16 protein-coding genes are annotated in these 15,191 nt (G+C 71.6%); 10 read left to right on the top strand and 6 right to left on the bottom strand.

Translation table 11 applies throughout. From position 1 onward, the window contains the following. Window positions 1–32: 32 nt before the first annotated feature. Window positions 33–1,379 carry an NAD(P)/FAD-dependent oxidoreductase gene (locus ACGFK0_RS24955; RefSeq protein ID WP_392908701.1) on the bottom strand — a complete coding sequence of 449 codons (1,347 nt, stop codon included), beginning with the start codon at window positions 1,377–1,379 and terminating at the stop codon, window positions 33–35. Between the two features lie 28 nt (window positions 1,380–1,407). Between ACGFK0_RS24955 and ACGFK0_RS24950 the strand changes: the two genes are divergently transcribed. The 3 genes from ACGFK0_RS24950 (at window position 1,408) to ACGFK0_RS24940 (ending at window position 3,773) form a co-directional block, all read left to right on the top strand. Next, the gene (locus ACGFK0_RS24950; RefSeq protein WP_392908699.1) at window positions 1,408–2,961 is read left to right on the top strand and encodes a PucR family transcriptional regulator; all 1,554 of its coding nucleotides are present in this window, start codon (window positions 1,408–1,410) and stop codon (window positions 2,959–2,961) included. Window positions 2,962–3,060: 99 nt separating this feature from the next. Then, the gene (locus ACGFK0_RS24945) at window positions 3,061–3,405 is read left to right on the top strand and encodes a hypothetical protein (protein ID WP_392908696.1); all 345 of its coding nucleotides are present in this window, start codon (window positions 3,061–3,063) and stop codon (window positions 3,403–3,405) included. Continuing rightward, the gene (locus ACGFK0_RS24940) at window positions 3,402–3,773 is read left to right on the top strand and encodes a hypothetical protein (protein WP_392908694.1); all 372 of its coding nucleotides are present in this window, start codon (window positions 3,402–3,404) and stop codon (window positions 3,771–3,773) included. The genes ACGFK0_RS24945 and ACGFK0_RS24940 overlap by 4 nt, the downstream gene beginning before the upstream one ends. Window positions 3,774–3,801: 28 nt before the next feature. Here the strand turns inward: ACGFK0_RS24940 and ACGFK0_RS24935 are convergent, their stop codons facing one another. Continuing rightward, window positions 3,802–5,106 (bottom strand): XRE family transcriptional regulator, encoded by a 1,305-nt coding sequence (locus ACGFK0_RS24935; RefSeq protein WP_392908692.1) that lies wholly within the window; start codon window positions 5,104–5,106, stop codon window positions 3,802–3,804. Between the two features lie 147 nt (window positions 5,107–5,253). On the opposite strand from ACGFK0_RS24935, the gene ACGFK0_RS24930 reads away from it, so the two are divergent. The 3 genes from ACGFK0_RS24930 (at window position 5,254) to ddaH (ending at window position 7,063) form a co-directional block, all read left to right on the top strand. Continuing rightward, window positions 5,254–5,766, top strand: a complete 513-nt coding sequence (locus ACGFK0_RS24930) for an ATP-binding protein (protein ID WP_392908689.1) — start codon at window positions 5,254–5,256, stop codon at window positions 5,764–5,766. A 29-nt stretch (window positions 5,767–5,795) separates the two neighbouring features. Then, complete coding sequence (locus ACGFK0_RS24925) at window positions 5,796–6,092, top strand: hypothetical protein (protein WP_392908687.1); 297 nt, start codon at window positions 5,796–5,798, stop codon at window positions 6,090–6,092. 140 nt (window positions 6,093–6,232) lie between these two features. After that, window positions 6,233–7,063 carry a dimethylargininase gene (ddaH, locus tag ACGFK0_RS24920; RefSeq protein ID WP_392908840.1) on the top strand — a complete coding sequence of 277 codons (831 nt, stop codon included), beginning with the start codon at window positions 6,233–6,235 and terminating at the stop codon, window positions 7,061–7,063. On the opposite strand, the gene ACGFK0_RS24915 is transcribed toward ddaH, so the two are convergent. Together ACGFK0_RS24915 and ACGFK0_RS24910 are read right to left on the bottom strand one after the other, a co-directional pair. Next, on the bottom strand, window positions 7,064–8,344 hold the full coding sequence (locus tag ACGFK0_RS24915; RefSeq protein ID WP_392908684.1) for a nitrate/nitrite transporter: 1,281 nt from the start codon (window positions 8,342–8,344) through the stop codon (window positions 7,064–7,066). A gap of 16 nt (window positions 8,345–8,360) precedes the next feature. Further along, on the bottom strand, window positions 8,361–8,933 hold the full coding sequence (locus ACGFK0_RS24910; protein ID WP_392908681.1) for a helix-turn-helix domain-containing protein: 573 nt from the start codon (window positions 8,931–8,933) through the stop codon (window positions 8,361–8,363). Between the two features lie 64 nt (window positions 8,934–8,997). On the opposite strand from ACGFK0_RS24910, the gene ACGFK0_RS24905 reads away from it, so the two are divergent. Continuing rightward, window positions 8,998–9,906, top strand: a complete 909-nt coding sequence (locus ACGFK0_RS24905; protein WP_392908678.1) for an NAD(P)/FAD-dependent oxidoreductase — start codon at window positions 8,998–9,000, stop codon at window positions 9,904–9,906. Between the two features lie 82 nt (window positions 9,907–9,988). Beyond that, the gene (locus ACGFK0_RS24900) at window positions 9,989–10,984 is read left to right on the top strand and encodes a hypothetical protein (protein ID WP_392908676.1); all 996 of its coding nucleotides are present in this window, start codon (window positions 9,989–9,991) and stop codon (window positions 10,982–10,984) included. 33 nt (window positions 10,985–11,017) lie between these two features. On the opposite strand, the gene ACGFK0_RS24895 is transcribed toward ACGFK0_RS24900, so the two are convergent. After that, on the bottom strand, window positions 11,018–12,478 hold the full coding sequence (locus ACGFK0_RS24895; RefSeq protein ID WP_392908674.1) for a wax ester/triacylglycerol synthase family O-acyltransferase: 1,461 nt from the start codon (window positions 12,476–12,478) through the stop codon (window positions 11,018–11,020). Window positions 12,479–12,727: 249 nt separating this feature from the next. On the opposite strand from ACGFK0_RS24895, the gene ACGFK0_RS24890 reads away from it, so the two are divergent. After that, a complete protein-coding gene (locus ACGFK0_RS24890) occupies window positions 12,728–13,405 on the top strand; it encodes a uracil-DNA glycosylase (protein ID WP_392908672.1) in 678 nt (225 codons plus the stop codon). A 19-nt stretch (window positions 13,406–13,424) separates the two neighbouring features. On the opposite strand, the gene ACGFK0_RS24885 is transcribed toward ACGFK0_RS24890, so the two are convergent. Next, window positions 13,425–14,276 carry a hypothetical protein gene (locus ACGFK0_RS24885; protein ID WP_392908670.1) on the bottom strand — a complete coding sequence of 284 codons (852 nt, stop codon included), beginning with the start codon at window positions 14,274–14,276 and terminating at the stop codon, window positions 13,425–13,427. Between the two features lie 135 nt (window positions 14,277–14,411). Here ACGFK0_RS24885 and ACGFK0_RS24880 point away from each other — a divergent pair, with 135 nt between their 5' ends. Then, complete coding sequence (locus tag ACGFK0_RS24880) at window positions 14,412–15,191, top strand: lysophospholipid acyltransferase family protein (RefSeq protein WP_392908668.1); 780 nt, start codon at window positions 14,412–14,414, stop codon at window positions 15,189–15,191.

Raw genomic sequence — 15,191 nt, 5'->3', positions numbered from 1 at the left:
AAAGCGTCGGAACCGCCCAAACCCCCAGGTCGTCAGCGGAGTGGGCTGAAGGGGGCGAGCTCCGGGGGCCGCTCGCCGGTGACGATCTGGTCGGCGAGGAGGCGCCCGGTGGCGGGTCCGAGCGTGATGCCCCACATGCCGTGCCCGCCCGCGGCGAAGACCCGCGGCGACCGGGTCGCGCCGATCAGGGGCAGGCCGTCCCGGGTGCAGGGACGCGACCCGACCCACTCGTCGCGCCGGTCGTCCAGGTCGGCGCCGCGCAGCAGCGGTCGGACGGCCTCGACGATCGCCTTGATCCGGCGCGGGTCGAGCGGCGCGTCGGGACGGCGGAACTCCATCATCCCGGCCACGCGCAGCCGGTCGCCCAGCGGCGTGCACGCCACCCGCTGGGACGGGAAGTACACCGGGCCGTCCGGGACGCGGTCCACCGGCACGCTGAAGCTGTAGCCGCGACCGGCCTGCACGAGGGCGCCGACACCGAAGCGCCGGGCGAGTTCACCGAGCCACACACCGCTCGCGATGACCACCGTGTCGAACGTCTCGAAGTCGTTGCCCGTCGTGCGGACGGCGACGCCGCCGGGCTCGTCGCGGATGTCGCCGACGTCCGCGCCCACCCGGATCTTGCCGCCCCGGTCGCGGACGGAGTCGGCGAGGGCGTGCACGAACTCGCCGGGGTCGATGAAACGCTGCCCTCGCAGCACGACCGCCGCGCCGATCTCGTCGGACAGGGCGGGCTCGACCCCGCGCGCCTCGTACCCGCTGAGAACCTCGTACTCCAGGGTCTGCCCGGCCTCGCGGATGTGCTCGATCTCCTCCAGCAGCACGCGGCGCTCATCGGCCGTCCGGTACGCGGCGAGGAACGACCGGGCGTCGTTGGTCTTCGCCCTGACGCCGCCCTCGATCAGCGCGTCGTAGCTCGGCAGTGCCCGGTCGTTGATGGGCACCAGCGACTCCATCGCGCGCCGCCACCGGGGCGCCGTGCTGTTCCGGGCGAACCCGGCGAGGAACCTGAGCAGGCGCGGGCTGGCGCTCGGCGGGACGTAGACCGGCGACGACGGGCTGAGCACCGCGCGCACGCCATAGGAGAGGACGGCCGGCTCGGGAAGCGGCGTCGCCAGGCCGGGGGTCAGCCAGCCGGCGTTGCCCCACGACGCACCCGCGGCCACGTCCCGCCGGTCGAACACGGTGACGTCGGCGCCGTGCTCCTGCAGGAACCAGGCGGTGGACAGACCGACCATCCCGGCGCCTACGACGGCGACTCGGCCCGGACGCGTGTCGAGAGCCATGCCTTCCTCCCCTTGTGATGAACGACACTTCGATGGTCGCCCGCCACAGGAACGGAGTCTCTGTCGCGTTCGGCCAACCGAGGCGAGCCGCATAGTGTGAAAAGCACAAGGGGGACGCCGGATGATCAGCTTGACCGACCTCGTCGAATCCCTCGGCCCGGGGCTGCTGCGGATGGTCGTGGACGGCCACGACGCGCAGGTGCACGACGTCGTCCTGGCCGAACCGGGCGAACCGGCCGGGCAGCCGGGCGAGATCGTCCTCGGCGTCGGCGTGACCGGCCCGGCCGCCGCCGTCGCCCTCCTCGAACGGGCCGACGCGGCGGGCGCGGACGGCGTCGTCCTGAAAGCTCCCCTGGCCGGCGCCCCGGAGGTCACGGCGGCCGCGAGAAGGCTGCGGCCGGCGCTCATCGAACTGCAGCCCGACACGTCCTGGACGCACGTCGTCTGGCTCGTGCGCGGCGCCATCGACCGCGCCTACGCGCCCCTCCCGGGGCCGCCCGGCGCGCAGGGCGTCCACAACGACCTGTACGCGCTCGCCGACACGGCCGCCGAGATCGCCGACGCGCCGGTGACCATCGAGGACGCCCGCTCACGCGTCCTCGCGTACTCGGGCCGCCAGGACACCACCGACCCGGCCCGCGTCTCCACCATCGTGGGACGCCGCGTACCGCCCCAGGTCACCGCGCACCTCCGCGCCTCCGGCGTCTTCCGCAGACTGGCCCGCTCAAGCGACCCCGTCCTCGTCCCCGAGGGCCCGGACGGCATGCTGCCCCGCCTCGTCATCCCCGTCCGGGCCGGCGGCGAATGGCTCGGCTCGATCTGGGCCGTGGCCCGCACGCCGATCCCGCCGGACCGCGTCCAGCGGCTCACCGACCTGGCGTCCGTCCTGGCCCTGCACCTGCTGCGCCTGCGCGCCGAGGCGGGGGTGGCCCGCCGGGTGTCGGACGACCAGCTCCGCGCCGCTCTCCGCGACGGCGCCGAGGTCACCGCCCCCACCCCGCCCTGGCGGGTGGTGGCCCTCGCAACCCTCGGCGAACCCGAGGACACCCGGCAACACCTCGACCTGTGGGACGCGATCACCCACCGCTTCGGCTGGCACCGCCCCCTCCTCGTCGACCTCGACGACGCCCTCTACGCCGTCCTGACCGACCGCCCGCACGCGACGGACGCCGGATCGATGCCCTGGCTGCACCACGTCCTCACCCAGGTCCGCGCACACGACCCCAACCTGTACGCAACGGCGGGCGGCCCCGCCGACTCCCACACCGAACTCCCCCGCTCCCGAGCCGAAGCCGCCGAACTGGCCGCCCTCGTCACGCCGGGCCGCCTCACCCCCGGCCTGATCCTGCTGGAGGACGCCTGGGACGCCGTAGTGCTCGAACGCGCCCGCAAAGCCATGGGAACCGATTTCGGCCTGCTCGGCGGCCCCCTCCCCGCCCTACGCACCCACGACGAGACCCACGGCACGTCGTTCCTCCCCACGCTCGCCGCCTGGCTCGACCACTACGGCGACCCGAAGGGCACGGCACAGGCCCTGGACGTCCACCCCAACACCCTCCGCTACCGCCTACGAAGAATGACCGAGGTAACCCCGCTAGACCTGTCGTCCCCCCAAACCCGCCTAGCCCTACGCCTCCAACTAAACGCCCTCCACAACCACGCGAGCCGTGTTTAAGACGTGGGTGGCGTAACCATCGGCAGGCATCGCCGAGCACAGCCGTGGCCACCATCCCCATATCCGTGGCTTCCGAGTGAAGCGTTGCCCTGCGCGGCCGTGCTCTCACGGGACGTTAAAGGGGAGCGCGGCTTTCGGACCACATCGGCCTCTTGCCGGGTCGGCTTTGCAGACTTCCACACCAGCACCCGCGGGCACTGGTCGATCGAGAACCTGGAGCACCGGCCCCGCGACACCGTGTGGCAAGAAGGCGACCAGCAGGCCTACCTGGGCAACGGCCCCCGCAACACCGCCGCCCTGCGCAACCTCGCCCTCGGCGCCCTGGCCATCAACGGCATCACCAAGATCACCGAAACCGTCCAGAAGATCGGCCGCACCACGACCGCGCAGCCCCACTACTCATGCTCACATAGCGTCACAACAATCCGTCGCCGACGACTTTGAAATCGCCCTGGGCCCGTCCCGTCCGGCATAGCCCGGAACGCCTCGATGAGGCGACCGAGGAGGGCTTCTTCGGACGGTTCCTCGCCCAGCTCGCCGTCCCCAACGCGCAAGTCGTGACGGCCGGGGATGCCATGCACGTCACAGACGTCACATCTGGCTCCGCCGCCACCCTCGCACCGGACGACGGGGGGTGGCGCGTCCAGCAAGCCGGTCCGCTACGGCTATGGGACGCCGTTAAGGCCGTCTGGGAAGCGTGGCGGCAAGCGGACCGTCCCGGCCCCGAGTCCTTCCGCATGCGCATCCACAACGGCCGCCAGCGAATCCACCACCACTCCGCCGCGAACCTGTCGTTCACGCTCCCCGCCTAGGCTGCTGACGAGCGCTCCGCACGGTCACTCAGGTGGCGGACGTGAGGGCCCGCAGCTCCCGCGCCGTCGGCAGGACCCGCGCCTGGTCGGGGAGCGCGGAGAGCATCTGGCCCGCGAGGTGCCTGGTACCGGCGGTCACGGCTTCCGGTCGGTTATGCAGGGTGGCCACAGCACTTTGAAGGCCAGCGTTGATCTCCCTGGCCTTCACGAGTGCCATCGCTCTCATCACGTTCAGGTTCATAATCGGCCCCTGGGCGGTTCGCGGGTAGAGAGCCGTAGCTTGCGCGAGCGTCTCGTCCACCTGGTTGTCACCCAGCTGGCTGAACACATAAGACTCAGCCCACCGCATCTGACTCTCACGGAATTCCAGGACTGTCTGCTCGGTCCGGTGCGGCAGGTAGTCGAGCGTGCCCTTGACGTTGTCCAGCGAGGCGCGGGCCTGGCCTTTGTCACCCCGGTCCGCCGCGACATATGCGCGTGCAACGTGCGCGCGGGCCAACCCGGCAGACGGCACGCCACCAGCGATGGCAATGGCTTCATCGGTCAGAGCGTCGACAACCTGACATGGCCGTCGCGCCCAGAACGCGTCCTGCGCCGCTCTGCCGCGCGTCCATACTTGCAGGTCACGATCGCCAGACGCGTCGGCGGCGCGGCGGGCGGCGACCCACGTTATCCGGGCGGAACGTTCTTCACCGGCATCGCCCAACTCGATCGCCAAGAGGCCTGACAGTCCCGCGCTGACGCGGAGTAGTCCGGCCTGCTCCTGCGGGGCACGAACTTGTTCGAGCAGTTGTCCCACGGCGATGATGTCGGCCGTCAAATCGCCGATTAGCGCCCCGGTCGGCCGGACCATGATCTTTTGGCCGTACTCATGGACGGCACGCTCCCATTCGGCCAGATCGGCGGTCTGGCCGGTCGCGCGGTCGATGCTGGAGAGGATCTGTTCCAGGGTTCCCGGCGGGACGGCCGTTCCGGCGCCGAGGGCTGCGAGCAGTTGGAGTGCGGCGCGGCGTTTCACGTCGTCGTCCCCATCGTCGGGAATAGGGCTTGGGTCTACGGTACCCATCGGGTGATCGGTCGATCCCTGCCCGAAGAGGTCCTTTTCCTCCATTCCGAACGCGGTGGCGTAGGCCGAACCCCAGTCCGCCGGGAAGACCTCTCCTTTCTCGTGGCGGTTGATCTGCCGGGAGAGGTTCTTGACCTGGCTCAGGTCGGGATGGTCGATGCCGGCGGCCGCGTAGAGACGGCGGGCCGCCTTGAACGGACCCCATCCGCGGGCACGGCGTTCGGCTTCAAGACGTGCAGCCCAATGGGGACGTGGCTGATCAGTCATGGGATGGGCACCCTTCGACCGGGGAGGCGGGGCGGACTTGTGTCCCTCCAACGCCTCCATTGTCGCCTTTCTCGGTCCGTGTGCGCACGGTTTCACTGAGTAAAGCGGGACTGCACGTCCCGCGTCCGAGAAGACGAGAGGGCGACCATGGACGAACACCGGAACACCACGCTGAGGCGGGGCGGCATCACGCGCGCGCGTCAGGGCGCGCGGACGTATGTGTGGAGGTTGGACGAGCGGGCGCCGGGGGACGCTCGGCGGGCTGTGCGGGAGGCGCTGGCCGGGTGGGGTGTCACGGAGGCCGACATCGATGTCGCGGTGCTGCTGACGTCCGAGGTCGTCACCAACGCCGTGCGGCATGTGCGGGCCGAGCTGCGGGCCGGTGGCGTGGTGTGGGTTCGGGTCCGGTTGATGGACGGGCGGCTCCGGGTGGACGTGACCGACCCGGAGCCGGGGTTCCCTCGGCTCGTGGCGGCGTCCGACACCGATGAGGGGCACCGGGGCATGGCCGTGGTCGCCGGATGCGCGGACCGCTGGGGCTGGCATCCCGGGGCCGGCGGCGGCAAGACGGTGTGGTGGACGCAGGTCTTGGAGGTGCTCGAACCACAGTCCGAGGCGCCGGTTCTCAAGCGCGTCCTGTCCAGGAGTACGTCTCGGTGACGGGGCCTGCGGAAGCGCGGTTGAGGCGGTTGGCGAGCGTCCTTGCGGACGACGGCTGGACGTGCACGCTGCGCATCACGGACGGCCAGCCGCTGTTGCGGGTCGTGGACGCTCGGGTGCCGGTGGTCGGCGAGAGCGTCGCCGTGGTCCTCGTCCCGGACGCCGGAGGTGGCCGGGCGGCGTGGTTCCGGTCGTCGGCGGGGGTGCTTCTGGGGCCGTGCGCCGATCCTGTGAGGGGGGCGGAGGGAGTGCGGGTGCTGCTCGGGCCTTGGGTCGGCAGGGCCTTGGCGGACGCCGGGCGGCGTGCGGGCGGAGCCGCGCAATGAATAGCGCTCTTTCAGGGGAAACACGCAACGAAGTGCCAGCTCAGAGCAAGATTGGCGCATTGGATCGTAGGCGCTTTGTTCCTAGGCTTCCGATTGAGTCGATCCCTTCGGACGTTCCCCTGGAGACACGCATGAGCGTCATGCCGGCAATGGAGCCGAGCACTGCCCGCACCGCGCTGCGGCGGCACTTTCTGATGTGCCGTCCGGAGCACTTCGCCGTCACGTACGCGATCAACCCGTGGATGGACCCGGCGCGCGGCGCCGACGCCGGGAAGGCCGTGGAGCAGTGGGAGGCGCTGCGGGCGGCGTATCTGGCGCTCGGGCACGAGGTGAGCCTCATCGAGCCGATCGAGGGGCTGCCCGACATGGTGTTCGCGGCGAACGGCGCGCTGGTGGTCGGCGGACGGGTGTACGGGGCGCGGTTCACGCATCCGGAGCGGCACGCCGAGGGGCCCGCCTACGCCGGGTGGCTGAAGGAGAACGGGTTCGCCGACGTCCTGGAGGCGCGGCACACGAATGAGGGCGAGGGCGACTTCCTCACGCTGGATCACGTGATCCTGGCCGGGACGGGGTTCCGGACGGACATGGCGGCCCATCAGGAGGCGCAGGAGTTCCTCGGGCGGCCCGTGGTGACGCTCCGGCTCGTCGATCCGCGGTTCTACCACCTGGACACGGCGCTGTTCCCGCTCGGGGACGGGAACGTGGCCTACTTCCCGGGGGCGTTCTCGCCCGGCAGCCGCGCGGTGCTGGAGCGGCTGTTCCCGGACGCGATCCTCGCGGGTGAGGGCGACGCGGCGGTGCTCGGCCTCAACGCCGTGTGCGACGGGCGCAACGTCGTCATCAACGCGGAGGCGGCGGAGCTGATCGGGACGCTGCGGGGCCGCGGGTACGAGCCCGTCCCGGTGGACCTGTCGGAGCTGCGCAAGGCGGGCGGCGGGCCCAAGTGCTGCACGCTGGAGCTGCGCGCCTGATCACCGGCGGCCGGTCAGGCCGAGGTGGCGGCGGGCCAGGGTGCGGGTCCGCAGGACGCCCGCGATGCCGATCGCCCAGATCCCGATCTGGACGGTCCACGCGGCCCGGAACGCCTCGGGCGTGAACTCCCCGTCCGGCGACAGGGCGTCCAGGACGATGCCGATCAGCAGGATCGTGACCAGGGAGGCGAAGAAGCCGCCGACGTTGACGATGCCGGTGGCGGTGCCCTGCCGTCCGGGCGGGTTGAACGTCCGGGCGTAGTCGAAGCCGATCATCGAGCCGGGCCCACCGGGCGCGACGCACAGGATGAGCAGCACCAGCAGCCACGTCGGCGCGGGCGGCGGCCAGGCGAGGACGGCCGCCCAGGCCGCGATGTTGAGCCCGACGATCCCGAGGACGAGCCATGACCGGCGCAGCGGGTAGCGGGCGACGAGCCGTCCGATGAACGGCCCGGACACGACGTTGACCAGCACGAACAACGTCAGCAGCGTGGATGCGGCGGCGTGGCTCATCCCCTGCCCCGACACCAGGTACGGGTAGCCCCACATCAGCGCGAACGTGTTGGACGAGAACTGGGTGACGAAGTGCGACCAGAGGCCGAGTCGCGTGCCGGGGTGCCGCCAGGCCCCCGCCAGGTTGGCGCCGGTCTCGCGCAGGGTCGGCACGTCGGCGCGGGCCGGGCCGTTCCGGAGGGTGGCGAAGGCGAGCACGGCGATGAGGACGCCGAGGGCGGCTGCGGATCCGAACGCGGTGCCCCAGCCGGGCCCGTGCAGGAGCGCGACCAGCGGGATCGCGCTGAGAATCTGGCCGAGCTGGCCGAGCTGGCCGGTGAACTGCGTGACGACCGGGACGTACCGGCCGGGGAACCAGGTCACGACGATGCCGAGGACGCTGATGAACGTCATGGCGTCGCCCGCGCCGACCATGACGCGGGCGGCGACGGCGGTGCCGATGTCGGTGGAGACGGCCATGAGCGCCTGCCCGGCGGCCATGAGCAGCGCGCCGCCCGCGACCATCCGGCGCGGGCCGATGCGGTCGAGCATGAGCCCGACGGGGATCTGCATGCTCGCGTAGACGAGGAGCTGCAGGACGGTGAAGGACGCGAGGATGCCGGCGGAGGCGTCGAAGCGGTGGACGGCGTCCAGGCCGACGACGCCGAAGGACGTCCGGTGCAGTACCGCCACGGCGTAGGCGAGGACGCCGATGCCCCACAGCGCCCACGCGATCGGGGCGGCCTTCTGTTTACCCGGGGGATCCAGGGGAGGTTGGGCGGTCTGCACGGATAGCCAATTTATGTCACTTCTGCCGGGGTCTGGCCCGCAGGTGCATCCGCTCCCCCTGCGGCCCGAACAGGCTGAGCACCTCGACCGGCCCGCCCTCGCCGCCGAACCAGTGCGGCAGCCGGGTGTCGAACTCGGCGGCCTCCCCCGGCTCCAGGATCAGCTCGCGGCCCGCCAGGTGAAGGCGGAGCCGCCCGTTCAGGATGTACAGCCACTCGTAGCCCTCGTGGGTCTTCGGCTCGGGCGGCGGCGTCCGCTCCGGGATGATCATTTTGAACGCCTGCAGGCCACCGGGTCGCCTGGACAGCGGCAGGACGGTCATGTCGTGCATCGTGCGGGGGCGCGGCCTGATCCGCGGGTCGCCGACCTCCGGGGCGCCGACCAGCTCGTCCAGCGGAACGTGGTGGGCCTGCGCGAGCGGGAGCAGCAGCTCAAGGCTCGGCCGCCGCTTGCCCGACTCCAGCCGCGACAGCGTGCTCACCGAGATGCCGGTCGCCTCGGCGAGCGCGGCCAGCGTGACGTTCCTCTCCTGCCGCAGCCTCCTGAGCCTCGGCCCCACCTCGGCCAGGACGTCTTCCGTGGTCTCCATGCGCTCATTGCAGGATCGGCAAAGACATTTGTCAAGTCGGCGGGCCGTCGCGCATCCTCCCGGCATGACGGAAACAGCTGAACGAGACGTACTGGTCATCGGCGGCGGCCCGGCCGGGCTGAGCGCCGCCCTCGTGTTGTCGCGCGCACGCCGCAGCGTCACCGTGGTCGACGCGGGCGAGCCGCGGAACGCGACCGCCGAGCACATGCACGGGTTCCTCACCCGCGACGGGATGCCGCCGGCGCTCCTGCGGGAGACCGGCCGCACCGAGGTGCGCGGCTACGGCGGCGAGATCATCGACGGACGGGTCGAGCACGCCGCCGAGGGCTTCGCCGTCACCCTGGCCGACGGCACCCGGCTCAAGGGCCGGCAACTCCTGGTCACCACCGGCGTGACCGACGTCCTGCCCGATGTCCCCGGCCTTCAGGAGAGGTGGGGCCGCGAGGTACAGATGTGCCCGTACTGCCATGGATGGGAGGTCCGCGACAAGAGGCTCGTCGTGCTGGCCTCGTCCCCGCAGTCCGTGCACCAGGTGACGCTGCTGAGCCAGTGGTCGCCGGACGTGACCTTCCTTACGCGGAAGGCCCCGGACGGGGAGGACTCCGCCCGCCTGGACGTGCGCGGCATCCGCGTCGTGGAAGGCGATGCCCGGCGCGTCGTCATCGAGAACGACCGCGTCACCGGCATCGAGTTGCACGACGGCTCGGTCCTCGGCTGCGACGCCGTGTTCGTCGCCCCGACGTTCGTCGCGAAGGCCGGTCCGCTGGCCGATCTCGGCTGCGAGACCGGTGAGGACGGCTTCGTGAAGGCCGACCCGACCGGGCGGACCAGCGTTCCCGGCGTGTGGGCGGCGGGCGACGTCGTCAACCCGAGGGGCCAGGTCATCATGGCCGCCGCGGCAGGCGCGACCGCCGCCGCGATGATCAACTTCGAACTCATCGAAGCGGAGATCGCCGAGAAGCTGCCCGCCTGACCCCGGACCCCGTTCACCCGCGGCGTGCCGCCAAGCCGGTCGCAAGGGCGACGCGCCGCGGGTCAACGTTTACGGTGGCGGGGTGCGAGGGGATGAGCGGCGGTGGCGCGAGGTTCGGGCGGCGCTGAACGCCGCGCGCGGTCTGCTCGGGGAGGTGGCCGGCGGGCTGTATCCGGACGCGCCGCGCGTCGCGGGGACGTCGCTGCTGTGCCGCGAGGAGTGGATTCCGGCCGTGCCGATTCCGCTGGAGTCGGTCCGGCTGGAGTGGGACGCGCGTCCCGCCGCTCCGGCCGTCGCCGACCCGTCCGACGGGCTGCCCGGCGGCCACCGCACGTACGCGGAGGCCATGGCGGCGCTCGCGCCGCCCAGGCTCTTCGAGGACCGCCCGAGCCACCGTCTCCTCGCCGCCCGCCCGCCGGTGCTCCGGTTCGGTCCCGCCCGGTACTTCGACGGCGTGAACGTCGGCGAGTCCGTCGCGCACGAACTGGCGGCCGGGGTGGACGGGCTGCCGCTGCGCGGCCGGGTCGGCGACCCGTGCGACCTGACCCGCCGGGCGGCCCTGACGGCGATCACGACGGTGACCGTCACGACCACCGGGTCGTACGTCCTGCACCGGCGGGACCCGGCGAAGGTCGCGCACGCCGGCGGCCTCCACCACGTGATGCCGGTCGGGGTCTTCCAGCCGCTCGGCGACGAGCCGCCCGGCCTGTGGCCGTGCATGGTCCGCGAGTACGCCGAAGAACTGCTCGGAATGGACGAGAACTACGGGGACGGTTTCGTCCAGGAGGAGTGGCCCTTCCACCGGGCGATGACCGCGGCCCGCGAGCGGGGGGATCTGCGGGCGTACCTCCTGGGGCTCGGCGTCGATCCGCTGACGTTCGCGCTCGACCTCCTCACCGTCGTCGTCATCGACGGCGACGTGTTCGGCGACCTCTTCGGCGGACTGGTCGCGGTCAACGACGAGGGCGAGGTGTCGATGGCGCCGTTCGGCGGGACGATTCCGGAGCCCGTGCAGCCCGCCGGCGCCGCCGCGCTGGAACTGGCGTGGCGGCACCGGCGGACGCTCGGTGCACACTGACGGTTCTCGGGGCCGCCCCCAGGCGAAGTGTGTTCAGCCCTCGTCGAGGGCCTCGCGGCTGAGGCCCTTCAACTCGTCCAGCGCGTCCACCAGGTGGTCGACGATCTCCGACGGGTCGGGGACGAGGTCGCGGCAGGCGACGATGCCGACGTCCACCTTGCCGTCGTAGGAGAAGACGGTGATGTTCAGGCCGCCGCTGACGTCGGAGATGACGGAGATCGGGTAGTAGTCGAGCACCTTCGCGCCGCACAGGTACAGCGGGAACTGCGGGCCCGGCACGTTGGAGATGAGCAGGTTGACCGGGCGCAGCGACATCGCCGGCGCGGCCTGCAGGGCGAACCGGGTGACGGCGCCGGCGATGGGCGTGGGGAGGATGCCGCTCATCTCCCGCACCCAGCTCCCGGACGAGCCGACGAACCGCCGCTTGGCGACGTCCATGTCGCACCGGACGGCGGTGTACCGGTCGGCGGGGTCGGGGACGTGCGTGGCGAGCGTCGTCGTCATGATCGAGACCTGGTTGCCCGGCTGCGCCGCGGCGCCGCCCCGGCGCAGCGACACCGGGACGGCCGCGACGAGCGGGCGGTCCGGCAGGTCGCCGCGCTTGTCGAGCCACTTGCGCAGCGCCGTCGCGCACAGCGCCATGACGACGTCGTTGACGCTGCCGCCGAGTCCCCGCCTGATCTGCTTGATCTCGTCCAGGGGAAGCTCACCGCAGGCGACGGAGCGGCGGCGGCCGATCGGCCGGTTGAACGGCGTCGGCGGGGCGCTCTTGCGCGGCGTCCTCGGAAGCCCGGGGCGGCGCAGCGCGCCCTGCACGGCCGCCGACATCAGCCCGACCCCGGGGATGGACGCGAGGCCGGGGATCTCGTCGAGGTACGGGGCCGTGCGCGCGACCGACAGGGCGCTGCGGACGGGATGCAGCGCGGTCTTCAGCAGCCCGGCGCCGAGCATGCCGGCCGTGCCGGGCGCGCGGGCGGGGGCGGACTCGTCGGCGGGCAGGTCGCGGGGCTCGGGCGACAGGTCCAGCAGCGCGGCGAGCGTCTCGGCCGCCATCACGCCGTCGACGGCCGCGTGGTGCACCTTGACGTACACGGCCGTCCGGCCGCCGTGCAGGCCCTGGATGAGGACCATCTCCCAGAGCGGGCGGGAGCGGTCGAGGGGCTGTTCGTGGAGCATCCCGACGATGTCGGCGAGCTGCCGGTCGGTCCCGGGGGACGGGAGCCCGATCTCGGTGATGTGCCGTTCGGGGTCGAAGTCCGGGTCGTCCTCCCAGTAGGGGTGGTCGAGGCCCAGCGGCACCTGGACGAGCCGCTGCCGCAGCGGGCGGGCGGCCAGGTGCGCGCGGCCGCGGACCAGTTCGGCGACGAGCGGCACCGTGAGCCGGCCGCCGGGGCACGTCCCCGCGTCGACGATGCCCAGCCCGGCGATGTGCGCGTGGGTGGTCGCGGTCTCGGCGTGGAGGAAGGTGGCGTCCACGGTGGTCAGCTGGCTCATGCTCTCGTCCCGTCCGCTCGTCCTGCGTGCGCCTGCCCTACCTCCAAGGAGTTATGCCGTTCTGGAGTGCAGGTCAACGTGGGCCGATAGGAAGTAACCAGCACTTAACAGGGCGTTTCACCGGGTTCATCTGCCGGTTTCAAGAAAGCCTGTAAAGATTTTGCTTTCTTCCGGCCTAATGCGGTCAGATAACTTCACATGCCCGATCAAGCCGACGATGCCATGATCATCGCACTAGGGTGGTGCGCCATGACGGCACGACCACTCCCGGAGATCGTCGAAGCGGGCTGGGCCACCGCGCTGCAACCGGTCGCCGGCACGATCGCCGCCGCGGGCGACTGGCTGCGCGCCGAGGTCGCCGCCGGACGCCGCTACCTTCCCGCGGGGAACCACATCCTGCGGGCGTTCACCCAGCCTTTCGACGGCGTGCGCGTCCTCATCGTCGGCCAGGACCCCTACCCGAAGCCCGGTCACCCCGTCGGCCTCAGCTTCTCCGTCGCCCCCGACGTCCGCCCGCTGCCCGCCAGCCTGGTCAACATCTTCCGCGAGTACTGCGACGACCTCGGCCATCCGGAGCCGTCCAGCGGCGACCTCACCCCGTGGACGGAGCAGGGCGTCTGCCTGCTCAACAGGTCGCTGACCGTCATGCCGGGCAAGCCCGGCTCGCACCGGAACAAGGGCTGGGAAGAGGTCACCGAGCAGGCCATCCGCGCCCTCGCCGCCCGCGGCGGCCCCCTCGTCGCCGTCCTGTGGGGCCGCGACGCCCGCAGCCTCAAGCCGATGCTCGGCGGCGTCCCGTGCGTCGAGTCCCCGCACCCGAGCCCCTACTCCGCCGACAGCGGCTTCTTCGGCTCCCGCCCCTTCTCCCGAGCCAACCAGCTCCTGGAGCAGCAGGGCGCACCCCCGGTGGACTGGAAGCTGCCTTAACCCACGAACGGGCCGAGGTTCAGTCCTCGGGGAGGCGGTGCAGGAGGGTCGAGAACTCGGCGGAGCCCTCGGGGGACGCGGGGAGGGGGGTCAGGCGGCGTTCGCCATGGCTCCAGTAGACGCCGGGGGCGCACGGGTCGTCGGCGTCGGCGTGCATCTCCCGGACGACGTCGGCGAACACGGGGAGGACCTCGCGGACCGCCGCGGACGTTATCGGGTACAGCAGCAGCGTGCTGTGGCACGGGACGCCGACGAGGGCGCCGTGCTCGTTCGGCCCCGGGAGGAACTGGTCGACCTCGCTGAGCAGCGCCGACACGTAGCGGCTGCCCGGCTTGGTGACGACGCGGACGTTGCGGCCCGGCAGCAGCGGCTGGGTGCGGACGGCGACGTCGGCCAGCTCGCGGTCGTGGGTGTTCGTCATCACGTAGCCGAGTTTGTGCAGGCCGAGGAGCCCGGCGCGCGCTTTGGTGAGCGGGCCGCCGTAGCGGGGATGCTCGATCATCACCATCGCGTCGAAATGGTCCCCCGCGGGGACGACGACGAGGCCCTCACGGTCGCTGGGCGCGAGCTTGGGCACTATGCGCAGCCGCAGCAGCTCCCGGACGTCGCCGAACAGCTCCATCTCACCGACCGCGAGGAACGCGCGGTCGCCGACCTCGCGCACCCACTCGTCCACCACCTGCGGCCACGCCGACCGCGGCTCGCGGGCACAGCGCTCCAGTACCGTCCAGCTGGAGGCCCGCGCCTCGGACCGGCCCACGGGCAGCACCACCTCGGAGGTACCGGAGTCGAACCAGGCGCTGGGCGCCAGGGCGGGGAGCACGTCGCGGATGAGCGCGTGCACGTCCGCCGCCGCGTCCAACGGTTCCATATGGTGCTCATCCCCTTTCACCCATCAGCGGATCACGTCACAACCCCACCTTCTCAGAGTTCGGGCCCGTTGTGTGATCCATCGCGATCCCCGCCCGCACTCGCTGATCATGAGCTGCTCAAGTACGGTGCTCCCATGGCCGAAATCGTGTACCCGCCGGTGATCAAGACGGCTCTCGGGGTGTTCAAGACCCTGAAGATCAAGATCCGTCTGGAGGGAACGGACCAGATCCCCAGCACCGGTGGGGCGGTGCTCGTCAGCAACCACGTCAGCTATCTCGACTTCATCTTCGCCGGCCTGGCCGCGCATCCGGCGAAGCGGCTGGTGCGGTTCATGGCCAAGAAGGAGATCTTCGACAACCGGATCGGCGGGCCGCTGATGCGCGGCATGCACCACATCCCGGTGGACCGCAACGCCGGCGCCTCGTCCTACGCGGCGGCGCTGAAGGCGCTGAAGTCCGGAGAGATCGTCGGGGTGTTCGCCGAGGCGACGATCAGCCGCTCGTTCACCGTGAAAGAGATCAAGAGCGGCGCGGTGCGGATGGCCGTCGCGGGCAAGGTACCGCTGGTCCCGGTCGCGATCTGGGGCCCGCAGCGGCTGTGGACCAAAGGCCGCAAGCGGCGGTTGCTGCAACGGGGCGTACCGGTGACGATCCTGGTCGGCGAGCCGATGTACCCCAAGCGCGGCGACGACTACGAGCAGGTCACCCGCGACCTGCACGCCCGGATGTCGGAGCTGCTGGAGAGGGCGCAGCGCGAGTACCCCGACGTCCCGCAGTCGGACGAGACGTGGTGGCAGCCCGCCTACCTCGGCGGGACGGCGCCGACGCCGGAGGAGGCCGAGAAGCTCGACCTCGAAGAGGCGGAGGCCCGCAAGGCGGCCCGCGAGGCGCGGGAGGCTCAGGAGGGCTCCTGA

Origin of the sequence: Spirillospora sp. NPDC048823, from assembly GCF_043198445.1 — a bacterium.
Lineage (GTDB): Bacteria > Actinomycetota > Actinomycetes > Streptosporangiales > Streptosporangiaceae > Spirillospora.
The sequence above is the reverse complement of the archived record's forward strand: the minus strand, read 5'-3'. Positions and strand labels throughout refer to the sequence as shown.